General features: G+C 67.2%; 22 protein-coding genes. 13 read left to right on the forward strand and 9 right to left on the reverse strand.

Translation table 11 applies throughout. The features are described from left to right. Positions 1 to 281: 281 nt before the first annotated feature. Positions 282 to 566, forward strand: coding sequence for a GxxExxY protein (locus VHB27_RS13020; RefSeq protein WP_325601030.1), 285 nt, complete (start codon positions 282 to 284; stop codon positions 564 to 566). Positions 567 to 1,247: 681 nt separating this feature from the next. Here the strand turns inward: VHB27_RS13020 and VHB27_RS13025 are convergent. Further along, on the reverse strand, positions 1,248 to 2,306 hold the full coding sequence (locus VHB27_RS13025; RefSeq protein ID WP_325601032.1) for a potassium channel family protein: 1,059 nt from the start codon (positions 2,304 to 2,306) through the stop codon (positions 1,248 to 1,250). Positions 2,307 to 2,501: 195 nt separating this feature from the next. On the opposite strand from VHB27_RS13025, the gene recO reads away from it, so the two are divergent. From recO to VHB27_RS13040, 3 genes are all read left to right on the forward strand, one after another. Next, positions 2,502 to 3,263 carry a DNA repair protein RecO gene (gene recO, locus VHB27_RS13030; RefSeq protein WP_325601034.1) on the forward strand — a complete coding sequence of 254 codons (762 nt, stop codon included), beginning with the start codon at positions 2,502 to 2,504 and terminating at the stop codon, positions 3,261 to 3,263. Beyond that, positions 3,253 to 5,472 carry a DNA topoisomerase IV subunit A gene (parC, locus tag VHB27_RS13035; RefSeq protein ID WP_325601036.1) on the forward strand — a complete coding sequence of 740 codons (2,220 nt, stop codon included), beginning with the start codon at positions 3,253 to 3,255 and terminating at the stop codon, positions 5,470 to 5,472. The genes recO and parC overlap by 11 nt, the downstream gene beginning before the upstream one ends. 118 nt (positions 5,473 to 5,590) lie before the next feature. After that, positions 5,591 to 6,826: an ABC transporter substrate-binding protein gene (locus VHB27_RS13040; protein ID WP_325601038.1), complete on the forward strand. Its 1,236-nt coding sequence runs from the start codon at positions 5,591 to 5,593 to the stop codon at positions 6,824 to 6,826. Between the two features lie 32 nt (positions 6,827 to 6,858). Here VHB27_RS13040 and VHB27_RS13045 read toward each other — a convergent pair whose 3' ends face one another. From VHB27_RS13045 to VHB27_RS13055, 3 genes are all read right to left on the reverse strand, one after another. Beyond that, positions 6,859 to 7,029: a hypothetical protein gene (locus VHB27_RS13045; protein ID WP_325601040.1), complete on the reverse strand. Its 171-nt coding sequence runs from the start codon at positions 7,027 to 7,029 to the stop codon at positions 6,859 to 6,861. Positions 7,030 to 7,311: 282 nt separating this feature from the next. Beyond that, positions 7,312 to 9,183 (reverse strand): hypothetical protein, encoded by a 1,872-nt coding sequence (locus tag VHB27_RS13050; RefSeq protein ID WP_325601042.1) that lies wholly within the window; start codon positions 9,181 to 9,183, stop codon positions 7,312 to 7,314. Between the two features lie 8 nt (positions 9,184 to 9,191). Continuing rightward, a complete protein-coding gene (locus tag VHB27_RS13055) occupies positions 9,192 to 10,130 on the reverse strand; it encodes a mitochondrial fission ELM1 family protein (RefSeq protein ID WP_325601044.1) in 939 nt (312 codons plus the stop codon). A gap of 262 nt (positions 10,131 to 10,392) precedes the next feature. Between VHB27_RS13055 and VHB27_RS13060 the strand changes: the two genes are divergently transcribed. The 4 genes from VHB27_RS13060 (at position 10,393) to VHB27_RS13075 (ending at position 14,950) form a co-directional block, all read left to right on the forward strand. Beyond that, positions 10,393 to 11,325, forward strand: a complete 933-nt coding sequence (locus VHB27_RS13060) for an allantoinase PuuE (RefSeq protein WP_325601046.1) — start codon at positions 10,393 to 10,395, stop codon at positions 11,323 to 11,325. Then, positions 11,315 to 12,283 carry a glycosyltransferase family 9 protein gene (locus VHB27_RS13065; protein ID WP_325601048.1) on the forward strand — a complete coding sequence of 323 codons (969 nt, stop codon included), beginning with the start codon at positions 11,315 to 11,317 and terminating at the stop codon, positions 12,281 to 12,283. The genes VHB27_RS13060 and VHB27_RS13065 overlap by 11 nt, the downstream gene beginning before the upstream one ends. After that, positions 12,280 to 13,656, forward strand: coding sequence for an MFS transporter (locus VHB27_RS13070; protein WP_325601050.1), 1,377 nt, complete (start codon positions 12,280 to 12,282; stop codon positions 13,654 to 13,656). Before VHB27_RS13065 ends, VHB27_RS13070 begins: the two co-directional genes overlap by 4 nt. A gap of 100 nt (positions 13,657 to 13,756) precedes the next feature. Continuing rightward, positions 13,757 to 14,950: a CaiB/BaiF CoA transferase family protein gene (locus VHB27_RS13075; protein WP_325601052.1), complete on the forward strand. Its 1,194-nt coding sequence runs from the start codon at positions 13,757 to 13,759 to the stop codon at positions 14,948 to 14,950. Positions 14,951 to 14,998: 48 nt separating this feature from the next. Here VHB27_RS13075 and VHB27_RS13080 read toward each other — a convergent pair whose 3' ends face one another. The 4 genes from VHB27_RS13080 to VHB27_RS13095 form a co-directional block, all read right to left on the reverse strand. After that, positions 14,999 to 15,937 carry an aldo/keto reductase gene (locus VHB27_RS13080; protein WP_325601054.1) on the reverse strand — a complete coding sequence of 313 codons (939 nt, stop codon included), beginning with the start codon at positions 15,935 to 15,937 and terminating at the stop codon, positions 14,999 to 15,001. 49 nt (positions 15,938 to 15,986) lie between these two features. Beyond that, positions 15,987 to 16,835: a glutathione S-transferase family protein gene (locus VHB27_RS13085; protein ID WP_413788627.1), complete on the reverse strand. Its 849-nt coding sequence runs from the start codon at positions 16,833 to 16,835 to the stop codon at positions 15,987 to 15,989. 199 nt (positions 16,836 to 17,034) lie between these two features. Beyond that, positions 17,035 to 17,778 (reverse strand): DUF1194 domain-containing protein, encoded by a 744-nt coding sequence (locus VHB27_RS13090; RefSeq protein ID WP_325601058.1) that lies wholly within the window; start codon positions 17,776 to 17,778, stop codon positions 17,035 to 17,037. A gap of 106 nt (positions 17,779 to 17,884) precedes the next feature. Further along, on the reverse strand, positions 17,885 to 18,532 hold the full coding sequence (locus tag VHB27_RS13095; protein ID WP_325601060.1) for a S24 family peptidase: 648 nt from the start codon (positions 18,530 to 18,532) through the stop codon (positions 17,885 to 17,887). 240 nt (positions 18,533 to 18,772) lie between these two features. On the opposite strand from VHB27_RS13095, the gene VHB27_RS13100 reads away from it, so the two are divergent. Both VHB27_RS13100 and VHB27_RS13105 read left to right on the forward strand, forming a co-directional pair. Next, the gene (locus VHB27_RS13100) at positions 18,773 to 19,090 is read left to right on the forward strand and encodes a hypothetical protein (protein ID WP_325601062.1); all 318 of its coding nucleotides are present in this window, start codon (positions 18,773 to 18,775) and stop codon (positions 19,088 to 19,090) included. Positions 19,091 to 19,361: 271 nt separating this feature from the next. Then, positions 19,362 to 19,598, forward strand: a complete 237-nt coding sequence (locus VHB27_RS13105) for a hypothetical protein (RefSeq protein WP_325601064.1) — start codon at positions 19,362 to 19,364, stop codon at positions 19,596 to 19,598. A gap of 141 nt (positions 19,599 to 19,739) precedes the next feature. Here VHB27_RS13105 and VHB27_RS13110 read toward each other — a convergent pair whose 3' ends face one another. After that, entirely contained in the window at positions 19,740 to 19,976 is a 237-nt protein-coding gene (locus tag VHB27_RS13110) for a hypothetical protein (RefSeq protein ID WP_325601066.1), read from the reverse strand. 182 nt (positions 19,977 to 20,158) lie between these two features. On the opposite strand from VHB27_RS13110, the gene VHB27_RS13115 reads away from it, so the two are divergent. The 3 genes from VHB27_RS13115 to VHB27_RS13125 all read left to right on the forward strand — a co-directional run bounded on the left by VHB27_RS13115 (position 20,159) and on the right by VHB27_RS13125 (position 22,973). Beyond that, on the forward strand, positions 20,159 to 20,929 hold the full coding sequence (locus VHB27_RS13115) for a hypothetical protein (protein ID WP_325601068.1): 771 nt from the start codon (positions 20,159 to 20,161) through the stop codon (positions 20,927 to 20,929). Between the two features lie 118 nt (positions 20,930 to 21,047). Continuing rightward, the gene (locus tag VHB27_RS13120) at positions 21,048 to 22,106 is read left to right on the forward strand and encodes a quinone-dependent dihydroorotate dehydrogenase (RefSeq protein WP_325601070.1); all 1,059 of its coding nucleotides are present in this window, start codon (positions 21,048 to 21,050) and stop codon (positions 22,104 to 22,106) included. Further along, positions 22,107 to 22,973, forward strand: a complete 867-nt coding sequence (locus VHB27_RS13125) for a TIGR01459 family HAD-type hydrolase (RefSeq protein ID WP_325601072.1) — start codon at positions 22,107 to 22,109, stop codon at positions 22,971 to 22,973. It abuts the gene before it with no gap. Positions 22,974 to 23,118: the final 145 nt, after the last annotated feature.

Below are 23,118 nucleotides of genomic sequence, written 5' to 3' on the forward strand. Positions count from 1 at the left end.
GAGCAGAGCAACCTGGGACGGAACGGGCAGGTGTCGTGCGGGCGGGTAGGGACAATGGAACCGCAAAGCACGCCGAACACGCAAATGGGTGACTGTCGGGATCGGCTTGATGCCCTGTCCAGGCAGGTTATCGGCTGCGCCTTGACGGTGATGCGTACTCGATAGCCGATGCGTTCGAGAGCCGTGGACGCGCGACGGTCGTCACTGATCGCCGATCCGCGCGATTTGCGCAGAGCAACCTGGGACGGAACGGGCAGGTGTCGTGCGGGCGGGTAGGGACAATGGAACCGCAAAGCACGCCGAACACGCAAATGGGGGACTGTCGGGATCGGCTTGATGCCCTGTCCAGGCAGGTTATCGGCTGTGCCTTGACGGTGATGCGTACCCCGGGGGACCGGGTTCTTCGAGAAAGTCTATTCGAGAAAGTCTATAAGAACGCTTTGGTGCACGCGTTGCGCAAAGCGGGGGTCACGGTCGCGCAACAACATCGCATGGTCGTTCGCTACGATGATGTCGTGGTCGGGGATGATACCGGGAACCTGCTGGTGGGGAACATCGTTCTGTAGAATTGAAGGTCACCAAGGTGACCGACGACATTCGTCGGGCGCAGGGCCTGAATGACCTGAAAGCCACGATTGAAAACCACGGGCCTGCGTCCGTGCCGACGGCTCGATTTCGACAAGCTTCGCCTCGAGACCAAGCGATTGGTCCGGGACTTCCAAGGCCGTCGGCGGACTTTGCGTGCTCGGCGTGCTTTGCGGTTCCATTTCCACGGGACCACCGACCCCGCCACCAGCCCTTCCACCATCGGGCGCAGTGCCTGAATGACCTGAAAACCACCGGCCTGCGCCTGCCGCGCAATTCGGCACGCTTCGCCTCGAGACCCAGCGATTGGTCCGGGACTTCCAAGGCAGTCGGCGGACTTTGCGTGTTCGGCGTGCTTTGCGGTTCCATTTCCATGGAACCACCGACCCCGCCGACAACCCTCCCACCAAGCTGGCCCCAACGGCCCGACCTGCACAAACCGTCGGCGGTCCCAGCCAGGCGACTGACCGCCTTGATGATCGCGTGCTCCGCGGCCAGCGGCACGCCATGGGTCGGGAGCCGAACTTCAAACCAAGACACGACCCAGTCTCGGCGTTCCTGTTTTGGCGAAAGTCCCTGGCGGGGCAGAAGGCCGCGCAGGCGGCTTATGGCTCTTTGACGCTGCGCGGTGCCGCGGATAGGCGACGGACCTGTCTTGCCGCCTACGGTACGCGGCCTCCGCGTGGACGGTGGCCGAACAGGTCGCTCAGCGCCTGGGCGCCGCCGCGGCCCAGCACGAAGACGCCGTCTCCGGGCTCGATCACCAGGTCCTTGCCAGGGCGGGCGATCGCCTCGCCCGTCTTGCGGTTCACCTGGATCACCAGGAACCCGCCCTCGCCGTGATGTTCGATCATGTCCACGGTCATGCCGACGACCGGGCTTTCCGGTGCCGCGACCACGATCTCCATGTCGAGGCCGAGCGCGAGGAGGTTCCGCTCGAACTCCCGCATCTGGACGGAGCCGCGGATCAAGGCCGCGGTCTTGCTGTAGAGGATCAGCTCCGCGATGCGTTCGGCGCCGATATGGGCCGGCAGCACGACCTTGTTGGCGCCTGCCTGCAGCAGCTTGCTTTCCGTGCTGGGCAGCTCGCCGCGGGCGATGATCTCAAGCCCCGGGTTCAGGCTGCGGGCGCTCAGCGTGATGAAGACGTTGGCGGCATCGTTGGACAGGACGGTCGCCAGCGTGCGCGCCCGCAGGATCCCCGCCGCCCGCAGCGCTTCTTCATCGGTCGCGTCGGTATGGATGCACAGGTGGCCGAGATCGCGGGCCAGTTCGATCGCGGTCTCGGATTTCTCCAGGACCACGATCGGCACATCGGCGGCCGACAGTTCCTGCGCCAGCATCGCGCCCAGGCGGCCGAAGCCGCAGATGATGACATGGTTCGATAACCGATCGATCTGCGTGTTCATGCGGTTGGTCCCGAAGATCGAATTGAGCCTGTCGACGGTGATGAACTGCACCAGGGCGCCTGTCAGGTAGATCATGCCCGTGCAGCCCAGGACGATCGTCGTGATGGTGATCGCGCGTAGCAGCGGCGTGTCGATCGGTATCGTTTCGCCATAGCCGACCGTGTAGACGGTGATGATCACCATGTACAGCGCGTCGCCGAAGCGCCATCCGACGGCGACATAAGCGGCGACCGCCACCGCCATGACGACCAGCATGTAGACGACGCCCAGCGCCAGGTTCCGGATGGGCGAGGCCATGAAGCGGCTGGACATGCGCGCCGTCCATGTCCGGCGGCGGGCCCGGGGACTCGTTGCGGCGGGGATCCTGATGGTTCGACCTCGTTGCTGGCGTGCCACGAAATGACACGCCCCCCAATCGCCTGCAACCGCGCCGGTTGAGGCACGCCCTCGGCGCACCGATATTCCCGTGCGACAATCGGATGCGACAACAGAGGACAATCCGACGCCATGGAATGGTCGGCGCCCGCCGTCGTCCTGAATGTCCGTCCCTTCGGGGACGCCGATGCGCTGGCCACGGTCATGACCGAGGCGCACGGCGTCCATCGCGGCCTGGTACGCGGCGGTGCGTCGCGCGCCAAGGCGGCGACGTGGCTGGCGGGCAACCTGCTGGTCGTCCAATGGACCGGGCGGCTGTCCGAACAGCTTGGCGCGTTCACCGGGGAACTGGTCTATGCCGGCGCGGCCCTTGCCATGGACGACCCGCTTGGCCTGGCGATGATGACCGCCGTCTGCACCACGGCCGACGGCGCGATGCCGGAACGGGAAGCCCATCCGCGGGTGTTCCAGGGGCTGGTGGACCTGGTTCCCCGGATCGTGTCCGGCGAATCGGCGCTGACGGCGCTGGTCGGGTGGGAACTGACCCTGCTTTCCGATCTGGGCTACGGCCTGGACCTCAGCGATTGCGCGGTGACCGGGCAGACCGAGGGGCTGGCCTATGTCTCCCCCCGGACAGGCCGCGCCGTCACCGAGGCGGCGGCGGGGATCTGGCGGTCCCGGCTGCTGCCCCTGCCCGGCTTCCTGGTCGGCCCGGACCCGCCCGACTACGCGGCGTGGCGCGACGGGCTGCGCCTGACAGGCCATTTCCTGGCCCGCGACGCATTCGGCCTGCAGCACAAGCCGCTGCCCCAGGCGCGGGTCATGCTATACGATCGAGTCTCGGCGCTGGCCGATGCGATGGATAAGGACGAAGAGACGATTCATGCCGGATGATCTGATCGGCGCGGTTCAGGAAACCCATCTCAAGGACGCGCTGTCCGAACGGTATCTGGCCTATGCGCTTTCGACCATCATGTCGCGGTCGCTGCCGGATGTGCGCGACGGGCTGAAGCCGGTCCATCGCCGGCTGATCTACGCGATGCACCAGCTTCGCCTGGACCCGACCGCGGGATTCAAGAAATGCGCCCGCGTGGTCGGGGACGTGATGGGCAAATACCATCCGCATGGCGACGCCTCGATCTACGACGCCATGGTGCGCATGGCGCAGGATTTCGCCGCACGCTACCCGCTGGTCGAAGGCCAGGGCAATTTCGGCAACATCGACGGCGATAACCCCGCCGCGATGCGGTACACCGAAGCACGGCTGACCGAGGTCGCCCAGGCGATGCTGGCCGGCATCGACGAGGATACGGTGGATTTCCGCCCCACCTATGACGGCGAGGAAGCGGAGCCGGTCGTCCTGCCCGGCGCCTTCCCCAACCTGCTGGCCAACGGCGCGGCCGGCATCGCGGTCGGCATGGCCACCTCGATCCCGCCGCACAACGCCGGCGAGGTCTGCGCCGCCGCGATCCATCTGATCCAGCACAAGGACGCCACGACCGCCGATCTCCTGCGCCTCATGCCAGGCCCGGATTTTCCGACGGGGGGCATCCTGGTGGAAGACCAGTCCGCCATGATCGCCGCTTACGAGACCGGACGAGGCGGCTTCCGCCTGCGCGCCAAGTGGGAGGTCGAGAAGGGCAAGCACGGCACCTGGCAGGTCGTGGTGACCGAGATCCCCTACCAGGTGCAGAAATCCAAGCTGATCGAGCAGGTCGCGCAACTGCTGGAAGAGAAGAAGCTGCCCTTCCTCGGCGATATCCGCGACGAAAGCGCCGAGACCATCCGCCTGGTGCTCGAGCCGCGCTCCCGCGGGGTCGAGCCGGAGGTGCTGATGGAGACGGTGTTCCGCGCCACCGCGCTGGAGGTCCGCTTTCCGCTGAACATGAACGTGCTGGACGCCACCCGCACGCCCCGCGTGATGGGCCTGCGGGACGTGCTGCGCGCCTGGCTGGACCATCGGCACGAGGTGCTGGTCCGGCGGTCGAACCACCGCCTGGCCGCGATCGACCGGCGGCTGGAGGTGCTGGACGGCTACCTGCTGGTCTACCTCAACCTCGATGAGGTGATCCGGATCATCCGCGAGGAAGACCAGCCGAAGCCCCGCCTGATGGAACGGTTCTCGCTGTCCGACGTCCAGGCCGAGGCGATCCTGAACATGCGGCTGCGCAGCCTGCGCCGGCTGGAGGAGATGGAGATCCGCAAGGAACACAAATCCCTCACGAAAGAGCGCAAGGACCTTCAGGCGCTGCTGAAGGACGAGAAACTGCGCTGGGCGCGGATCGCCGGCGAACTCGAAGCGACGCGCGCGAAGTTCGGCGGCGGCGCGCTGGGCGATCGCCGCACCGAGATCGGCGATGCGCCCGTCCCCGTCGAGGTGTCCACGGACGCGTTCGTGGAGCGTGAGGCGATCACGGTGATCCTGTCCGAGAAGGGCTGGATCCGGGCGGTGAAGGGCACGGTCAGCGATCCGGCCGAACTGAAGTTCAAGGAAGGCGACAAGCTCAAGCTGCTGCTGCCGTGCCAGACGACCGACCGCCTGTGCCTGCTGGGGACGAACGGCAAGGCCTTCACGCTGAAGGCCAGCGACCTGCCGCGCGGACGCGGGGACGGGCAGCCGGTCCGGCTGCTGGTCGACCTTGCCAACGAGGACGACATCGCCGTGCTCTTCGTCCCCGTCGAGGGCGCGCAATACCTGATCGCCTCCACGGGCGCGCGCGGGTTCATCATTCCCGCCGAGGACCTGAGCGCGGAAAAGCGGACGGGCAAGCAGGTCATTACGCTGCGGCCGGACGAGAAGGCCCTGCTGATCGTTCCGGCAGACGGCGATTCAGTGGCGGTGATCGGACAGAACCGCCGGCTGCTGATCTTCCCGCTGGAGCAGATACCGGTGCAGGGGCGCGGGGCGGGATTGATCCTGCAGCGCTATCGGGATGGCGGCCTGGCCGATGCGAAAGTGTTCAGAGCATCCGAGGGGCTGACATGGCGGATCGGCGACCGGACGCGTGTGGAGACGGACCTGCGTCCCTGGCAGGCCGATCGAGGCACGCTCGGCCACCCGCCGCCGACCGGGTTCCCGAGGCCGCCGAAGTTCAATCCCTGATCCGAATGTCATCAAGTCGCACTTGAGTCTGCGCCGCATCCGGTGGATCATTCGGATCCGGACTGTTCCGGGATCAATAAGGCCGCGACAAGAACAGCGGCCCAGGGAGGCGTTCTTTATGATCCTATCTCGTCGCACCCTTGTCGGGGGCGCCGCCGCTCTTTCCGTCGCGCCCACGATCGGGGCCAGGGCACAAGCCAAGACACAAGGGCGGACAAAGATCGTGATCGGTGTCATGACCGATCTCTCCGGCACGTATCGTGACAATACCGGCCCGACCTCGCTGGCTGCGACCCAGTTGGCCGTCAACGAGATGCGGCCCCATCTTGATTGCGACATCGAAGTGATCTCGGCCGACCACCAGAACAAGCCCGATGTCGCGGTTTCGATCGCCCGGCAATGGTTCGACAGCGGGGTCGATGTCGCGGCGGATGTCCCGACATCGTCGGTGGCGCTGGCCGTGGCGCAGGTCGCCAAGGAAAAAGACAAGATCATGCTGAACGCGTCGGCGACGGTGTCGTCGCTGACCGACGAGCAATGCAGCCCGAACAGCATCGTCTGGAGCTTCGACACCTACGAGAACGCGCGCTCGACCGGCGGCTCCCTGGTCTCGCAGGGGTTCAAGTCCTGGTACTTCATCACCGCCAACTATGCGTTCGGCCAGTCGCTGGAGACGTTGACGGCGGATGTCGTCAGGGCCGGCGGCGGCGAGGTCAAGGGCGCCACGCGCTATCCGTTCCCGGACACGACAGATTTCTCGTCCTATTTGACGCAGGCGGCGGCCAGCGGCGCCTCGGTGGTCGCCTTCGCCAATGCCGGGCTGGATACCGAGAACTGCATCAAGCAGGCGTCGGAGTTCGGCCTGAACAAGACCGCTCGGCTGGCCCCGCTGCTGATGTTCCTGCAGAACCCGCATTCGCTGGGCCCCCGGATCTGCGGCGGGTTGCTGACGACGGAAACTTTCTACTGGGACATGAACGATCGGACGCGCGGCTTCACCAAGCGGCTGCTCGCGCTGACCAAGACGAACAACTATCCGAACCAGGCGCATGCCAGTTCGTATGGCTCGACGATCCACTACATGAAGGCCGTGGCGGCGCTTGGCGGCGAGGCGGCGAAGAAAAGCGGCCGCGCCGTCGTCGCCAAGATGAAGTCGATGCCGACGGACGATGACGCATTCGGTCCGGGGCGGGTGCGCGCCGACGGGCGCGGCGAGTTCCCCGCGTACCTGTTCCAGGTCAAGACGCCCGAGGAAAGCAAGGGCGAGTGGGACCTGTACAAACTGGTCAGGACCACGCCGGCGTCAGAGGTGGTTCATCCGCTGAACGCCAAGTGCAAGTTTCCGGTGACCTGAACGCGCCGAAGACGGGCGGCAGCAGCCGGCGCTCAGCGATCCTGCTCTGTCGCCCGTCCGTATTTTTCGATCCACTCACGTCCGAGGCGAACGGCTTCCTCGGGCGTCAACCAGGACCATTCGGCGCCCCGCGAGCGCACAGCGATCCAGGTGGTTTCGCCGTGAACGTGCTCTTCGACAGCGAAGGGCGCGGCGTGTGTCATGACAAGGCCTCATGCCGATAGACTGCAAGGAATGATGCGATCGCCCGACTCGCACATACCCAGGTTGCATAAGCCGGCGTGTGTCTCGGAATCGTGATCGCTGCGCGACTCATGCCCGATCGGCTCCGCGGATCGCAATCATAATCCGCAGGTCGTTTCACGACGCATGCAAAAACGCCGAAATCCCGTATGCCTGCGTCATCCTCGCAACAGTCGGGCGTGCCGGTCGGGCGTGAGGTCGGGCGTGACGGTCCGCCGGCGGAAAGCAGTTTCGTTGCGGTCTCAAAATCCGAACATGTGGTCGAGCGAAAATCCGCCGACGCGGTCCATCAGCCCGTGATAGCCGAACAGCCGGCAGGTCGTGTCCCGCACCAGCACATAACCGCCCTTCCCCGCGCGGCCGATCGCATCGGCCGAAAACATCCGGTGCGGCCAGACGATCGTCGAACCGGACTGCGGAATCTCGATCGGGACCTCGGCGGCCAGGACGCCGTCGCTGTCCATCAGCAGCAGCGTCGTCGCGGATTTCGGATGCCACGGACCGGAGGTCGGGTAGATCAGCGCGGCGAAACTGTCGCGGGTGGCGTCGCCCAGCTTCAGGAACAGGCGCGTGGTCAGCCCCGGCGGAGGACCGGAATAGGATTGCGGCTCGTCTCGATACGTCATCAGCGTGTTGAAGATATGCGCGCCGAAGCTCGACTCGGCGACATGGCCGGATTGCCGGTCCTCATAGCGGAACAGCGCGTGCAGCCAGCCATCGGCCTCCCCGCCGTCGCGGAAATCGTAGACCAGCTCCGCGTGGCCCTGGGCGACGTCGAACGCGTCCAGGTCCATCGCCAGGTCATGGGCGCGGGACAGGCAGCCCAGGAAGCGTTCGCCGCGCTTGACCCCGCGATGGTCGAAGACGTCCAGCCGGATCGGCAGGTTCGCCTGGCAGGTCGACATGGGCGTCGGCTGGAAGATGGTCCGGAACCGCTCCTTGGGCAGGATCGGGAACGGCAGCAGGTAGCCCCGGCCCAGCTCCGCCGGTAGACCCGCAATGCCGGGATCGGGCCGGAGGTTGTCGCGCTCGACATTGACGTGCGCGATCCTCACCCGGTCGCCGCGCGTGACTTCGTAACGGGGGCGGACGACGTGGCGGCCGGTCCGCACCTCGACCTGGTGCGGCCAGCGGAGGTCCGGCAGGAAGCTGGCGACGTCCAGCGCGACGGTGGCGAAGGGCCCGACAGTCTCCTGCAGCGGCACCGGCGCCTCGGTGCCCATGCGGTCCAACTGGATCGTGCCCGCGGGGATCGGCACGGCGTGGCTGTTCTGCAGCCACAGCAGCACCGTTTCGTCGTCCCGCGGTGCCGGCAGGCCGGCGTAGCGGTCCGACGGCCAGGCATTGGCGTCATGCGTGCAGGACAGCGACGCGCCGTTGTCGGAGGCATAGGTGTCCAGCGCGTATTTGACGATATCGTGGCCCGCGACGCCGATCGCGTGGATGAACAACTGGCCGGTGAACGGCTCCAACCCGAAACGGTCCCGGACGGCGCGGCTGTCGATGGAAAAGCCGCCGGCGCCGGCGGGAAGCGGCTGCTCCCACGTCGCCAGCACCGTTCCGTCCGCCCCGAACAGCCGCAGCCACAGCCGGACGGACCGAGCGCCGTAGCCGGCCCAGTAGTTCGCGGACACGACGCGGGTGGACAGCCCCTCGGCGTCGCGGAAGAAGGCGAAGTTCGTCGCGAAATTCCGGTTGTCCAGGTAGCGGCCGGGCACGCTGAGCAGCGCCTCGGGCAATCGCGCGTCGTCCAGCGTGACCACCTTGGCGCCCGCCGGCACCAGCGCCGCGATCCGGTCGGCCACTTTCCGCGCATCGAATGCCGCGACCAGCACCGTCCGGGCGCCGCTTTCCCCGAGTCGGGTCAGGGGGCGCGCGGCGATGCCGGCGCGCGGCCGGCCCACCAGCGACACGTCATGCACGAAGACGCTGTCGACCGGCAGCGGGTAGAGCGCCGCCAGCGCGTCGGCGATCCCGTCCGCGTCGTACAGCGCGACGGGCGCCTCCAGGGACGCATACAGCCGTTGGATCGCCTCGGCGGCCAGCGGATGGGCCAGCGCCTTGTAGATGACATTCCCGCCGGCCTTGGCGTCGAACGTTTGGATCTGGAGCATGGTGTTTCCTACAGGCTCAGCCGGCGGCGCATCTCCTCCGCCGCGGCGAACGTGTCGTTCAGCGGGCTGACCGGCCAGGGGGCGAAGCGGCCCTCGAACAGCCGCACGCGGTCTTCGGCCCGCATCGTCTCCAGGAACAATGTCTGGCGCCGCGAACGCCCGGGCAAGGGGGCGATCATCACGGGCGCGTTGGTCGCGGCGGCCTCGGAGATCATCGAGACGCTGTCCTGGGTGACCAGGATCATGTCGGCCAGCGCGAGCATGCCGAAATACGGGTTCTCGCCCTGGAAATCCCAGACCCATCCCCCGACCGGCGCCAGCGCCGTGCGCATCAGCTCCGTGACGGCCGGGTCGGTGCGCCGGGACGGCGTCACGACGATGCCGACCTGGTCGCGCCGGGCCATCGCGACCAACTGCGCGGCGAGCGCCCCGGCCACGGCCGCATCCAGCCGGTAGCGGCCATTGTTGCCGCCCAGCAGCACGGCGACCAGCGGGCGCTTGTAGGCGGCGAACCGCTCCTGCCACGCCGCCCCTGCCGCGGCGAGCCGATCGGGGGTGACCCGATGGAGCGCGGTGCGGGTGACGAAGACGTTGGGACCGGTCAGTTCGTCGTGGCGGTTGGCGATGATCAGGTCGAAGCGCTTGGGACTGATGCGCGGGTTCTGGATCTGCACCACGGGCAGCGCGCGCCGCCGCAGGGCCGCCAGCACCACGCCGGCCATGCCGCCGCAGCCGATCACCAGGCCGGGCAGCGGCGACCCCAGCGAACCGGCGACGACCGACAACGGATTGGGCCAGAACTTGGCGGCGATCCATTTCCAGGGCGCAGCCGGCCGCAGCACCTTCACGTCGTACGGGAGGCCCGCCGCCTCGGCGAGGCCGAAGGCCTGCGCGTTCAGCCCGGCAAGTTCCTCGCTGACGACCCACGGGATGGTGGCACTTGACATGGTGGGGGCTTTTCGTCGTCGCGCCGCGAAAGGTCAATCACTTCTGACGGTCCGGTCATGTCCCGCGGCCGATGGGGCATGACCTGGGGCCGTCCCCGGCGGGGCTGCGAATTGTCGCCACCACCCATGACGACAGATGGGTTGGCGGGCCGCTGGCGGATCGGCAAAAACCGGGCGACACTCCAACGACCGATCCAACCGACGACCGATCCAACCGACGACCGACCCGGCCAGCGACTGACCGGGCAACGACCGACATGGCATGACGAAGGACGCACCGCTGATGGACAGGGACCTGATCGGCTACGGCGCCACGCCCCCCGACCCGCGCTGGCCCAACCGAGCCCGCGTCGCGGTGAACTTCGTGCTGAATTTCGAGGAAGGGTCGGAGCCTTCGGTCCCGGACGGCGATCCGGCCTCGGAATGGGGCCTGACTGAATACGGGTCCAGCAGCCCCGGCGTGGTCGGGCGCGACCTCGCGGCCGAGGGCATGTTCGCCTATGGCAGCCGCGTCGGGTTCTGGCGGGTCATGCGCCTGTTCCAGGAACGGTCGCTGCCGATGACGATCTTCGGCTGCGCCCTGGCGCTGGAGCGCAATCCCCCGGCGGCCGCCGCCATCCGCGACGCCGGTTTCGACGTGTGCTGCCACGGATGGCGCTGGGAAAAGCATTTCGAGCTGTCCGAGGACGTCGAACGCGAACGCATCGCCCGCGCCGTCGCCTCCATCACCCGCACCATGGGGGAGCGTCCGCTGGGGTGGTACTGCCGCAGCGGGCCCGGCGTGAACACACGCAACCTGCTGGTCGAGGAAGGCGGCTTCCTCTACGATTCCGACGCCTACGACGACGAGCTGCCGTATTGGACCCGCGTCCGTGGGCGCCCCCACCTGGTGGTGCCGTACAGCCTGTCCACGAACGATTCGAAGTTCGGCCGCGGGACGTTCGCGACGGGGGATGATTTCTTCCATTACTGCCGGGACGCGTTCGACTTCCTGTACCACGAGGGACGCACGCAGCCCCGGATGCTGTCGATCGGCCTGCACATGCGGATCATCGGGCATCCGGCACGCGCGGCGGGGCTGCAACGGCTGCTCGACCACATCGCCCGCTTCGACGGCGTGTGGATCACCCGCCGCCTCGATATCGCCCGGCACTGGGTCGACCATTTTCCGCCGCCCGATCCGCATGCCGCATGATCTTGCCCCGGCCGTGACGGAGGCGCGCATCCAACCGGACGGAAAGCCCGGCATCCTGATCGTCAAGCTGGGTGCGTTCGGCAACATCGTGCTGTCGATGGGTGCGTTCGCCGCCATCCGCAAACATCACGCGGATGCCCGCATCACCGTGCTGACCGGCGCCGCCTATGCCGACTGGCTGCGCACCTTCCCTTATTTCGATCGCGTCATGGTGGACCCGAGGCCCGGCCGCCTGGATCCCACGGGGACGAAACGACTGCGTGAGCTGCTGCTGTCGGAACCGATCTCCCGCGTTTATGACTTGCAGACCTCGGCGCGATCGTCGCGCTATTTCGCGTTGTTTCCCGCCAAGCGGCGGCCCGAATGGTCCGGTATCGCCTTCGGGTGCTCGCTGCCGGACCGCGACCCGAACCGCAACAAGCTGCATGACGTGGTGCGCATCCAGGGACAGCTGCGCCAGGCGGGCATCACCGACTTCCCGCCCCCCGACCTGTCCTGGTGCCGCGGCGATATCGGGCGGTTCGACCTGCCGGCGGACTACGCGGTGCTGGTACCGGGCAGTTCCCCCCATCGCCTGCTCAAGCGGTGGCCGGCGGCCCACTACGAAGCGCTGGCCGCCGCCCTGCGCGAGACAGGCATCCTGCCCTTGGTGGTGGGATCGAAGCAGGAGGGTTCCCTGGCCACGCATATACCCAGCGCCGTCGACCTGACGGGCCAAACCGGATTTGGCGACCTCGCCGATCTCGCCCGTGGCGCCCGGTTTGCGGTGGGGAACGACACCGGACCGATGCACCTGCTGGCCACGGCGGGGTGCCCGACCTTGACGCTGTTTTCCCGCGACTCCGATCCGACGCGATGCGCCCCGGCGGGACGGGTGACCCGCGTGCTGCAGCGGGACGACCTGAACGACCTGCCGGTCGCCACCGTCCTGGAGACGCTGACGGAGCTTCAGCGGTGACCGAAGTCGTCGCGGAACGGCGCGTCGACGCCTCCACCGACGGGGTGCCCATGCCGCAGCGGCTATGGGCCATCCTGACCATCGCGCTCGGCCTGACCCTGGCCGTCCTGGACGGCGGCATCGCCAACGTCGCCCTGCCGACGATCGCGCGGGAGGTGAACACCTCGCCCGCCAACTCGATCTGGGTGGTGAACGCCTATCAGCTCGCGGTCACCATCTCCCTGCTGCCGCTGTCGTCGCTGGGGGAGATCTACGGGTATCGCCGGATCTATCAGTACGGCTTCGTGCTGTTCACCTGCGCGTCCCTGGCCTGCGCGATGTCGTCGTCGCTGGCGACGCTGACCGCCGCCCGCGTGCTGCAGGGGTTCGGCGCGGCAGGGATCATGAGCGTCAACAGCGCCCTGATCCGCTTCATCTATCCCCGCCGCTGGATCGGCCGGGGCGTCGGGCTGAACGCCACCGTCGGATCGATCGCCTCGGCGCTGGGACCATCGGTCGCAGCGGCCATCCTGTCGGTCGCCCCATGGCCCTGGCTGTTCGCCGTCAACGTGCCGCTGGGCGTCCTGGGGGCGATCATCGCCTTGCGGGCGCTGCCCGATACCCCGCGCTCCGGCATCCGGTTCGACGGCGCCAGCGCGGCGCTCCAGGCCATCGCGTTCGGCACCCTTCTGTTCGCGGTGTCGGAGATGGGCCACGGCGATTCCTGGAGGCATGTGAGCGTGGAGCTGGTGGTCGCCGCCGTGGCGGGGGGCGTGCTGGTGTTCCGCCAGCTCAGCCGGACCGCCCCGATGCTGCCGGTCGACCTGTTCCGAATTCCGCTCTTCGCGCTGTCGGTCGCCAGCTCGATCTGCTCGTTCATCGCCCAGGCGATCGGGCAGGTGTCGCTGCCGTTCCTGTTCCAGCACCACTTCAGCCTCGACCAGGTCATGACCGGGCTGCTGATGACGCCGTGGCCGCTGGTGGTGGCGGTGATCGCCCCGTTCGCCGGCCGGCTGGCGGATCGCTACCCGGCGGGGCTGCTGGGCGGCTGCGGGATGACCGTCATGGGCCTGGGCCTGCTGGCGATGAGCCTGCTGCCCGAGCATCCGACGACGTTGGACATCGTCTGGCGCATGACGGTGTGCGGGCTGGGGTTCGGCTTCTTCAACACGCCGAACAACCGGGCGATCATCACCTCGGCCCCACCGCTCCGCACCGGCGGGGCGAGCGGGATGCAGGCCACGGCGCGGCTTTTGGGACAGTCGATGGGCGCGGCGCTGGTGGCGCTGATCTTCACCGCGTTCCCCGACAACGGCCCCGTCGTGGCGCTGTCCGTCGCCGCCGTTGCCGCCGGCGTGGCCGCCGCCGTCAGCTTCAGCCGTCTGGCGGCGTGACGGGACGCCATGATGGAAACGCCATGATGGGGGCGCCGTTTGGGTGTCGGCGAGAGCCGGGCTAGACTTCCGCCGGACACCACCGACCGAGGACTTCACGATGGCCACCCCGCTCGCGGGCATCACCGTTCTGGACTTTGGACAGATCTACCAGGGGCCTTACGCCACGATGCTGATGGCGAAGGCCGGCGCCGACGTCATCAAGATCGAGCCGCCCGGGGGTGAGCCGCTGCGCCGGCGCATCATCGCGACCGGCGGCGATACGACGCTGCCGATCGCCATGCTCAATGCCAACAAGCGGGCCGTCACGCTCAATCTGAAGTCACCCGCGGGCAAGGACCTGCTGAAGAAGATGGCGGCGCGCGCGGACGTGCTGCTGGAGAATTTCTCGCCGGGCACGCTGGACGGGCTGGGGGTCGGCTATGACGTGCTGAAGGCCGTCAACCCGCGCCTGATCTATGCCACCGGCACGGGGTTCGGCATCACCGGTCCCGACCGGGACAACCTGGCGATGGATTTCACCATCCAGGCGGCGTCCGGCATCATGAGCATCACCGGCGATCCCGACGGGCCGCCGATGAAGGCAGGACCGACGCTGGTCGACTTCATGGGCGGCATCCATCTCTACGCGGCGGTGATGACGGCGCTGTTCCAGCGGAGCGTGACGGGCCAGGGACAACTGGTCGAGGTCGCGATGCAGGAGACGGTGTATCCGACCCTCGCGTCCAGCTACGACTACCATCTGCGCACCGGCAAGATCCCGCCGCGCGCCGGCAACCGGCAGGCCGGCCTGGGCAGCGCGCCCTATAACGCCTTCCAGACGACGGACGGCTGGGTTGCCATCCACGTCGTGACCGAGGGGCACTGGACCAACCTGCTGACGGCGATGGGCCGGGAAGACCTGAAGGACGATCCCCGCTTCACCACCAACGCCGCTCGGACCGCGAACATGGAGGCCACCGAGGCCGTCGTCTCCGCCTGGACCCGCACGTTGGGGAAGATGGAGGTCGCGGCGATCGCCAAGCGGTACAAAATCCCGGCGGCGCCGGTGCGCAACGCCGTGGAGGTCATGAACGACTCCCATATGCACGAACGCGGCATGCTGCAGCGGATCGACCATCCGTCGCTGGGCAAGATCGTCGTGCCGAACACCCCCCTGCGCCTGCACGGCGCCGACCCGGTCGAACCGATCCCCAGCCCGTCGCTCGGCCAGGACAACGACGCCGTCTACGGCGGCTGGCTTGGGCTGGGGTCGGCCGAGATGGCCGCGCTGAAGGAAACGGGGACGATCTGAACGGCCTGACCCGGGGAGACGATCAAGGGCCAGGACCGACGGGTGGCGTCACGCGGTCAGCCGGTCGATGTCCGCCAGGTCCTCGGTCGTCAGCGCCCAGGATCCTGCCTTGACGTTCTGGTCGAGTTGTTCCGGCTTCGTCGCGCCGGCGATCACGCTGGCGACCGGCGCCTGCGCCAGCAGCCAGGAGAACGCGAGGTCGAGCATGCCGTGGCCGCGCGACTCCACGAAATCGCCCAGCCGTTCGGCGATCGCCCAGTTCCGTTCGGTCAGGTAACGGTCGGCGAGGCGCTGGGTTTTCGCAAGCCGCGTGCCTTCGGGCAAGGCCACGTTGCGGCGGTACTTGCCGGTCAGCAGCCCGCTGGCGAGGGGGAAATAGGGCAGCAGCCCCATCCCGAGCCTGCGGGCCGCCGGCATCAGTTCGGCTTCGATGTCGCGGCGGACCAGCGAATATTCATCCTGGCAACTGACGAAATGGTTCAGCCCCGCGGTCTTCGCGGTCCAGGCCGCGTCGACCACCTGCCAGGCGGGGAAGTTCGAGCAGCCGACATAACGGACCTTGCCCTGCCGGACCAGGTCGTCGAGGGCGCGCAGGCTTTCTTCGATCGGGGTGCGCGGATCGGTCTGATGCATCTGATAGAGGTCGATATAATCCGTCTGGAGGCGGCGCAGGCTGTCTTCCACCGCGCGCATGATGTAGCGGCGGGAACCGCCCTGCATCTCACCGGTGTCGTCCATCGGCATCGCGAATTTCGTCGCCAGCACGATCCGCTTGCGGTTCGCGCCCAGGATGCGCCCCATCAACGTTTCGGAGCCGCCGCGTTCGCCATAGGTGTCGGCCGTGTCGAACAGCGTGATGCCGAGGTCCAGCGCGCGGTGGATCACCGCCTTCGTCGCCTCCTCGTCGATGCGGCCGCCGAAATTGTTGCAGCCGAGACCGATGGCCGATACGCGCAGGCCCGATTGGCCGAGGTTGCGGATTTCCATGCGAGAGTCCCCTTCGTTTGTGCCGGCCTGGGCTGGTGGCGACCGGGCGTCAGAATACGATCTTCGTCTCGACCCCTGCGTCCCGGCCCGATGGTGCGTCAAGGTCCAGGATGGGGCCGACGGGCACGATGCCGGTCGGGTTGATCTGCCGGTGGCTGCCGTAATAGTGGCCCTTGATGTGATGGAAATTGACCGTCCTGGCGATTTCGGGCCGTTGGTAGATATCGCGGGTATAGGCCCAGAGGTTTGGATAATCGACCAGGCGGCGCAGGTTGCATTTGAAGTGGCCGTAGTACACGGAATCGAAACGGATCAGCGTGGTGAACAGCCGGATATCCGCCTCGGTCAGGGCGTCGTCCACGACGTACCGCGAATGGCCTAACCGCCCCTCCAGCCAATCCAGCGTTTCGAACAGCGGGCCGACGGCGTCTTCATACGCCGCCTGGGTGGTCGCGAAGCCGGCCTTGTAGACACCGTTGTTCAGCGTGTTGTATACACGCTTGTTGACCTGATCGATCTCGGCCCGGAAACGCTCCGGATAGTAGTTGCCGGGGGCCGCGCCGGCTTGGTCGAAGGCGGACCCCAGCATGCGGATGATATCCGCGGACTCGTTGTTGACGATCGTCTGGGTGTGCTGGTCCCACAGCACCGGCACCGTCACCCGGCCGCTGTATTCGCCGTCGGCGCGGGCATAGATCTCGTGCAGGTAGTGGCTGCCGTAGAGACTGTCCGGCACCACGGCTTCGCCGGGTTCGAACGTCCACCCGTTCTGTTCCATCAGCCAGTGCGTCACCGAGACGGGGATGATGCTCTCCAGTCCCTTCAGCGCCCGCATGATCAGCGTGCGATGCGCCCAGGGACATGCCAGGGAGACATACAGGTGATAACGCCCCGGCATGGCGCGGTAGCCGTCCTTCCCGGTCGGCCCCGGCCGGCCATCAGGGGTTATCCAATCGCGGAATATGCTTTCCTTGCGTACGAAATGGCCGTCGTCCGAGCCCTTGCCGGGTTCCTGGACATGCCATACGCCGTTGACCATAACGCCCACGCCACGACTCCCCTGAACGAATGCTTGCCTGAACGAATGCTTGTCGGCGCTATCGCGCCATCACCGTCTCGGCGGCCTTCCTGCCGCTGGCGATCTCCTGGATGAGCTTGCGCGTCATCGCTTCGCCGAAGGTGTGAAAGTCATGCACCTCGAGGACGAAACTGCCCGGACCGCCGGTCACGTTCTCCCGATAATAGTTCGGCAACCCGCCCGGCGGTTGCACATGCGCGTAGGTCCATGAAACCGGATGGTCGTTGATGATGGCAAGTCCGTTGATCGTCACCCCCGCCTTCAACGCGTCGTCCCGCGCCAGCGAGACGTCCCGTCCCGCGTTGTTCGTTCCGTCCCCGCACACATCGATCACGCGACGCGACGCGGTCGGCGCGGATTCCGCAAATAGTTCCAGTGCCCGATCGATCCCGGCGCTGATGGAGGTGCGGCCGGAGAAGGACCGTGGCGCGGCCCGCAGGCGCCGGATGAACGCGTCGGCGCCGCCCTGGTCCTTGATGACGGTCCAATCGATCACCGTGTGGACTTCAAGATTGCCGGCGAACTCCAGGTAGGCCACGGCGATCTGCCCGTTCGGGCCGCCGCGTATGGCCGAAATCACCTGGGGGTTGGCGAAAGCGTTCGCGTAGCCGTCCTTTTCAAGCTTGTACTCGCTGTCGTCGATGCTGCGGGAGACGTCGCTGACCATCACCAGGGCGACATCAACATCTTCCGCCTGCGCGGGCAAGGGAACGCCGAGACCCAACCAGACGACAGATGCACAGAAAATCGCGATCCAGCGCATGCGGCGACCCCTCCTGGTGACCGGGACCGCGCATTCTGACGCCCGGATGCAAGGTCCCGTCAAAGGAAATCCTGAGGTCGCGGCGGCGGGGAACCCCGCCGTCAGGTCACTGGCTGGCCCATATGATGCGGTGCATCCAGGCAACGTCCGTCAGATCAAAGCTGTAGTCGGGATGTTCCGGATTGAGGCTCTTGAGTTCGATCCGCCGAGCGGACCGCCGCGCCAATTGTTTCGCCATGACCTGCCCGTCGTTGGTGCGGACCACGACGCGGTCGCCCCGGCGGATTGGTGCCGATGGCGCAACGATCACGAGGTCGCCGTCCCGATAGACGGGCTCCATCGAATCGCCGCTGATCTCCAACGCATAGGCATTGGGGTCGGCGATCTCCGGCAGGCTGACCTCATCCCAACTGCCGCCGACCGGGTAGCCGCCATCGTCGAAATACCCCTCCCCGCCCGCCTGCGCGAGGCCGATCAAAGGCACCCTGCGCGCCGCCACGCGCGATGCGTTGCTGCTGAGCGCGCGGGCGCCGGAGACCAGCGACGTGAACCCCTCGAGCGAGGCGCCCGTGGCATTGAGGACCTTGGCGATGCTTTCGGTGCTGGGCCAACGGGCGCGCCCGTCCGGCATCCGCCGCTTCGAGGGGTTGAACGTGGTCGCGTCCAGGCCCGACTTCTTGGCGAGGCCGGACGCCGACAGGCCGTTTTCCGCCGCGAGGGTATCGATCGCGCGCCAGACATCTTCGTGCTTCATCGAATCGCTCCATCCAGGAGGGAGAATGTGTCTCCTATATCACTGCGTTATGAGAATTTCTACCAAAACTAGGAAAATCAACCATATTTACTTGCCATGGTATGCAACTTATGGTTACATATCTTGTTTGATTTCTCTATCTAAGAGCGAGAGCGATCCATGAACCTGCCCCGACCCGCCCAACACGCCGCCCTCGCCCCCTCCCCCGGCCCCCGTCCTCCCATGCCGGGGCCGCGGACCGTGCCGTTCGCGTCCGGCGAGGAAGCGTGGCTGTGGACGATGGCCGCGCTCATCGCCCGGCGGGAGGGGGCCCGGTACAGCGCGAACAAGGGTTTGGTCTCCCGCCCCTGCGATCCTGACGACGTGGTCAAGTGTCTCGATCAGCTTTATCGGCAGCGGCGCATCGACCTGGGCCACGCCCGCGTCCTGCGAGCCTGGGGCGAGCGGCAGGTGGCCCCTAGTCCCTCCATCCACGTGGAGCGGCGCGACCATCAGCTATGGACGGAGGCCCTGCAGAGGCTGGAATGGCCGCTGCGCATGAAAGGAATCGTGGGCTGAGGACGATTTAGGAAAAATATCGTTGACAACGATGCCGACGTTCTACTAAGGTTCTCCCATCAACGGGCGATTTGCGCCCTTTGTCCTGTGTTCATTGTCTCGTGCTCGCTGCCTGGGGCAGGACGGATAAGCGGAAGCGAAGCCGTCAGGCCCCAGGCCTTTATTTGATCGCGTCATCAGGCCTGTGGGCTTCCGCCCGCGGTCGCTCAATCGCAACCAGCCAAGCCGCTGCCCGACCGGGCGGCGGCTTTTTTTATGAAAAGGTGCCGTCATGGCTTTCGCCATCCGCAATCTCTCGGTCCTCGCGTACGCCAACGGCTTCACGCTGTGGCACTACAAGTCCGGCAAGGACAAGCTCGGTGCAGTCAGCAGCGGCAACTATTTCGGTGTTGCAAGCGACATGCTGACGGCGGGCGATCTGATGATGGTGACCGCGGCCGACGGCGCGCGGATCCTCAGCGTGACGCTGGCGGATATCGAAACGGTCGTGACGGCGCCGCTGTCTTGACCGTTTCCGGGGCGTAGGCGGACCTGGCCGGGACGGGCCTGCGCAGGTGTCGGAAGCAACCGGGACCTGGACGGTACCCGGCGTGATCGACGGACGCTCGGCGCGGGCCGACTCGACGATGCAAACCCCGACGGCCAATGGTCACCGCCCCTGATGCCCCCGCATCGCCGGGGCCTGGATCTCCTGCGCATGACGCCGGTCGCCGTCCGGCGTCAGCCGAAAGCGGCCGTCGGAGTCGACGGTGGTCAGGCCCATGCCGGCCAGGCGTTTGAGGCAGGCATCGTCGGCCTGCCCGGCCGGACGGCCCGACCGGCCACTCAAGTACAGACGATGGAGCGCTGCTCGGCAGCACGTCTCCAGATACGGTTGATCCCACATAGGCTGTCCAGCGCGTTTGCCCGCACAGGCGGGACGGGACGGCCCTTAGCAGAATCGTGGGAAAGAACCCAGGCATCCGCCGGGGGCTGCCGTCGGTCGGCAGCGCCCCGGTCCTCGACCCGCCCCCCGGTCGAGGCATGAAGCCTCCTCGTGCGACGCAGTTCAGAAAGAATTCCATCCTTATGATCGACATTATCGCCTTGCTCGAGGCGCTGTTTTCCCTCATCCGCACGATCGGACGCCTGTCGGGCCGGAAACTGTCCCAGCCGATGCTGACGGCGATCTGCCTGACATTCGCCTACACCGCCGTCCATGTGGGACAGGAAGGCAGCTTCCTGGCCGGGGTCCGGACGGCTTTCCTCGACAACGAGACCGCCCGCCAGGATCATCGGCGGATCGAGGAACAGGCGACCCTGCAGCAGGAACTCCGGCAGTTCGTCGCGTCCAACAAGGTGATCAACCAGATCCTGGAGAGCATCATGCTGCATGCGCCGGGTGCGTCCCGAGCGTCGTTGAGCGTGATCCATAATGGCGTGACCGGAATGACCGGCAGCGGCCTGCTGCGCTATGACGACACGAACAGCGTCGCCGCGCCCGGTCGGATGCCCGCGCTGGTGGTGACCAACCAGCCCCTGTCGGATTGGAGCGACCTGCTGCCCAACCTGCTCACCGGGGACTGCACCTTCCGCCGGACCATCGATCTGCGCAGCTCCGCGCTGCGTACGCGCTTCGACACTTACGGCGTCACCAGCGTGCTGGTCTGCCCGGCGGCGGACGTGCAGAACCGGATCGTCGGGGCGATTTTCGTCACGTGGGACGCGCATGACGACGTGCCGGACGCGGAGCAGGTGCGCAGCCTGATGGAGGCCGGCCACCACCAGGGCGCGCAGATCGCCGCCGTCCTGGATCTGCGCGGGCCCTCGCCGCTGATTCCGACCGGCGAGGGCAATTGATGCCAGCCGAGCGGGTGGAACCGGTGCCGTCCGGCACGGGACCGGTCCGCATTTCGCTCTTTCGGCGCGGGGCCTAACCCGGCATAAGCCCGCGGCGATGCGCGCCGTTCTCAGCTCCATGGTCCTACCCCTCCTGCGATCGATCGATCCGGAGCGTGCGCATGGCATGGCGATCAAGGCGCTGGGCATGGGTCTCGTCCCCATGGGCCTGCTCCCGGGCGCGGCGGCCCAGGACGATCCCAGGCTGGCCGTCACCGCGTTCGGCCTGCGCTTCCCCAACCCCGTCGGGCTGGCGGCCGGGTTCGACAAGAACGCGGATGCCGGGCCGGCCCTGTTCCGCCTGGGCTTCGGCCTGGTCGAGACGGGGACGGTCACGCCGAAGCCGCAGATCGGCAATCCGCGGCCGCGGATCTTCCGGCTGACCGAAGACCAGGCGGTCATCAACCGCCTCGGGTTCAACAACAAGGGGCTGGACGTCTACCTGCGCAACCTCGCGCGGCTGTCCTCCCGGCCCGTTCCCTTGGGCGCCAATATCGGCATCAACAAGGAAGGCGCCGACCCGGTCCGCGACTATCCCGCGCTGGTGACCGCGGTCGCGCCCTGGGTCGATTACGTGGTGATCAACGTCTCCTCGCCCAACACGCCGGGTCTGCGCGACCTGCAATCCGAGGCGCAGCTCCGCGCCATCCTGTCCGCCGTGCGGCCCGTTGCGGGCCACCTGCCGATCCTGGTCAAGGTGGCGCCCGACCTGTCCCATGACGGCCTGGCGGACCTTGTGGAGGCCTGCGTCGACAACGGCGTGCAAGGCCTGATCGTCAGCAACACGACCATTTCGCGGCCTGCCGGATTGGTATCGGCCCATCGCGGCGAGGCCGGCGGCCTGTCGGGTCGTCCGCTGCGCGCCATGGCGACGCGCATGCTGGCCCAGGCCTATCGGCTGGCCCATGGGCGGCTGACGCTGATCGGCACGGGCGGCGTCTTCAGCGGCGCCGACGTGTTGGAGAAGATCCAGGCCGGGGCCGCGCTGGTTCAACTCTATACCGGCTTCGCCTATCATGGGCCGGCCTTGATCCCTCGTCTCAAGCAGGAACTTCTGGCGGCTCTCGACCAGGCGCACGTGGAACGTGTCGCCGACGCGGTCGGAACGCGGGCGGATATCCTGGCGGAGCCATCCTGAATGCAGCATTTGCCGGGTTTCGCGCCCCTTGCCGACCGCTATGACGGCTTCATCCTGGACCTGTGGGGCGTCATCCATGACGGCGTCAACGCATTCCCGCACGCGATCGACACGCTGTCCCGGCTGAAAGCCGCCGGGAAGCGGACGCTGCTGCTGTCCAATGCGCCGCGCACCAACGACGCCGTTCAGGCGATGATGCGGCGGATGGGGATCGCGGATTCCCTTTATACCGGCATCCTCACCAGCGGCGAGGCCGTGCGCCGCGCGCTGCTGGCACCGCCGGACATCTGGTGGACGGAGCTGGGGACGCGGGTCTTCCACCTCGGGCCGATGCGCGACCGGCCGGTCATCGACGGCCTGCCGCTGACCCTGGCCGAGACCCCGGCGGGGGCGGATTTCGTCCTCAACACCGGCCCCGACGACCACCGCAATCCCAGCGACATGGCGGAATTCGAGGACCTCTTGCAGGCCTGTGCACGGGTCCGGTTGAAAATGATCTGCGCCAACCCGGACCTGGAGGTGATCCGCGGCGGCGTCCGGGTCCTGTGCGCCGGCTCGCTTGCCGCGCGGTATCAGGAACTCGGCGGCGACGTGCGGTCGCTAGGGAAGCCCGATCCGGCGATCTACCAGCCCGTGCTGCAGGATCTGGGCGTGCCGCCCGCCAAGGTCCTGGCGGTCGGCGATTCCCTGCGCACCGACATCGCCGGCGCGACCGGCGTGGACCTTGCCGCGTGCTGGGTCCTGGACGGGATCCATGGCGACGCGCTTTCGGACGGTGAAGGCGACTTCGATGGCCGGAAGGCCGAGGCGATGGCGGCACAGGCCAATCTGCGGCCGCTCGCGACCCTGCCGCGCTTCGTGTGGTGAAGGCGGGAGGCAGGCGTCGTCTGCGTCGGGACGATCCCGTCACGGCCCGGCTTGACCGGACCGTCCCGTGCCTCGGGGGGGAGATCGCCCGGTCGAGCCGAGCCATGACGGGTTGACGGGTTGGCGCATTGGGCAGGCCAGCCAT

The sequence above is a fragment of the Rhodopila sp. genome (assembly GCF_035548235.1).
Lineage (GTDB): Bacteria > Pseudomonadota > Alphaproteobacteria > Acetobacterales > Acetobacteraceae > Rhodopila.

Coding starts and splice junctions, on each gene's coding strand:
- VHB27_RS13020 (WP_325601030.1), top strand. CDS start 282: ATGGAACCGCAAAGCACGCCGAACACGCAAATGGGGGACTGTCGGGAT.
- VHB27_RS13025 (WP_325601032.1), bottom strand. CDS start 2,306: ATGTCCAGCCGCTTCATGGCCTCGCCCATCCGGAACCTGGCGCTGGGC.
- recO (WP_325601034.1), top strand. CDS start 2,502: ATGGAATGGTCGGCGCCCGCCGTCGTCCTGAATGTCCGTCCCTTCGGG.
- parC (WP_325601036.1), top strand. CDS start 3,253: ATGCCGGATGATCTGATCGGCGCGGTTCAGGAAACCCATCTCAAGGAC.
- VHB27_RS13040 (WP_325601038.1), top strand. CDS start 5,591: ATGATCCTATCTCGTCGCACCCTTGTCGGGGGCGCCGCCGCTCTTTCC.
- VHB27_RS13045 (WP_325601040.1), bottom strand. CDS start 7,029: ATGACACACGCCGCGCCCTTCGCTGTCGAAGAGCACGTTCACGGCGAA.
- VHB27_RS13050 (WP_325601042.1), bottom strand. CDS start 9,183: ATGCTCCAGATCCAAACGTTCGACGCCAAGGCCGGCGGGAATGTCATC.
- VHB27_RS13055 (WP_325601044.1), bottom strand. CDS start 10,130: ATGTCAAGTGCCACCATCCCGTGGGTCGTCAGCGAGGAACTTGCCGGG.
- VHB27_RS13060 (WP_325601046.1), top strand. CDS start 10,393: ATGACGAAGGACGCACCGCTGATGGACAGGGACCTGATCGGCTACGGC.
- VHB27_RS13065 (WP_325601048.1), top strand. CDS start 11,315: ATGCCGCATGATCTTGCCCCGGCCGTGACGGAGGCGCGCATCCAACCG.
- VHB27_RS13075 (WP_325601052.1), top strand. CDS start 13,757: ATGGCCACCCCGCTCGCGGGCATCACCGTTCTGGACTTTGGACAGATC.
- VHB27_RS13080 (WP_325601054.1), bottom strand. CDS start 15,937: ATGGAAATCCGCAACCTCGGCCAATCGGGCCTGCGCGTATCGGCCATC.
- VHB27_RS13085 (WP_413788627.1), bottom strand. CDS start 16,835: ATGCCGGGGCGTTATCACCTGTATGTCTCCCTGGCATGTCCCTGGGCG.
- VHB27_RS13090 (WP_325601058.1), bottom strand. CDS start 17,778: ATGCGCTGGATCGCGATTTTCTGTGCATCTGTCGTCTGGTTGGGTCTC.
- VHB27_RS13095 (WP_325601060.1), bottom strand. CDS start 18,532: ATGAAGCACGAAGATGTCTGGCGCGCGATCGATACCCTCGCGGCGGAA.
- VHB27_RS13105 (WP_325601064.1), top strand. CDS start 19,362: ATGGCTTTCGCCATCCGCAATCTCTCGGTCCTCGCGTACGCCAACGGC.
- VHB27_RS13110 (WP_325601066.1), bottom strand. CDS start 19,976: ATGTGGGATCAACCGTATCTGGAGACGTGCTGCCGAGCAGCGCTCCAT.
- VHB27_RS13115 (WP_325601068.1), top strand. CDS start 20,159: ATGATCGACATTATCGCCTTGCTCGAGGCGCTGTTTTCCCTCATCCGC.
- VHB27_RS13120 (WP_325601070.1), top strand. CDS start 21,048: ATGGTCCTACCCCTCCTGCGATCGATCGATCCGGAGCGTGCGCATGGC.
- VHB27_RS13125 (WP_325601072.1), top strand. CDS start 22,107: ATGCAGCATTTGCCGGGTTTCGCGCCCCTTGCCGACCGCTATGACGGC.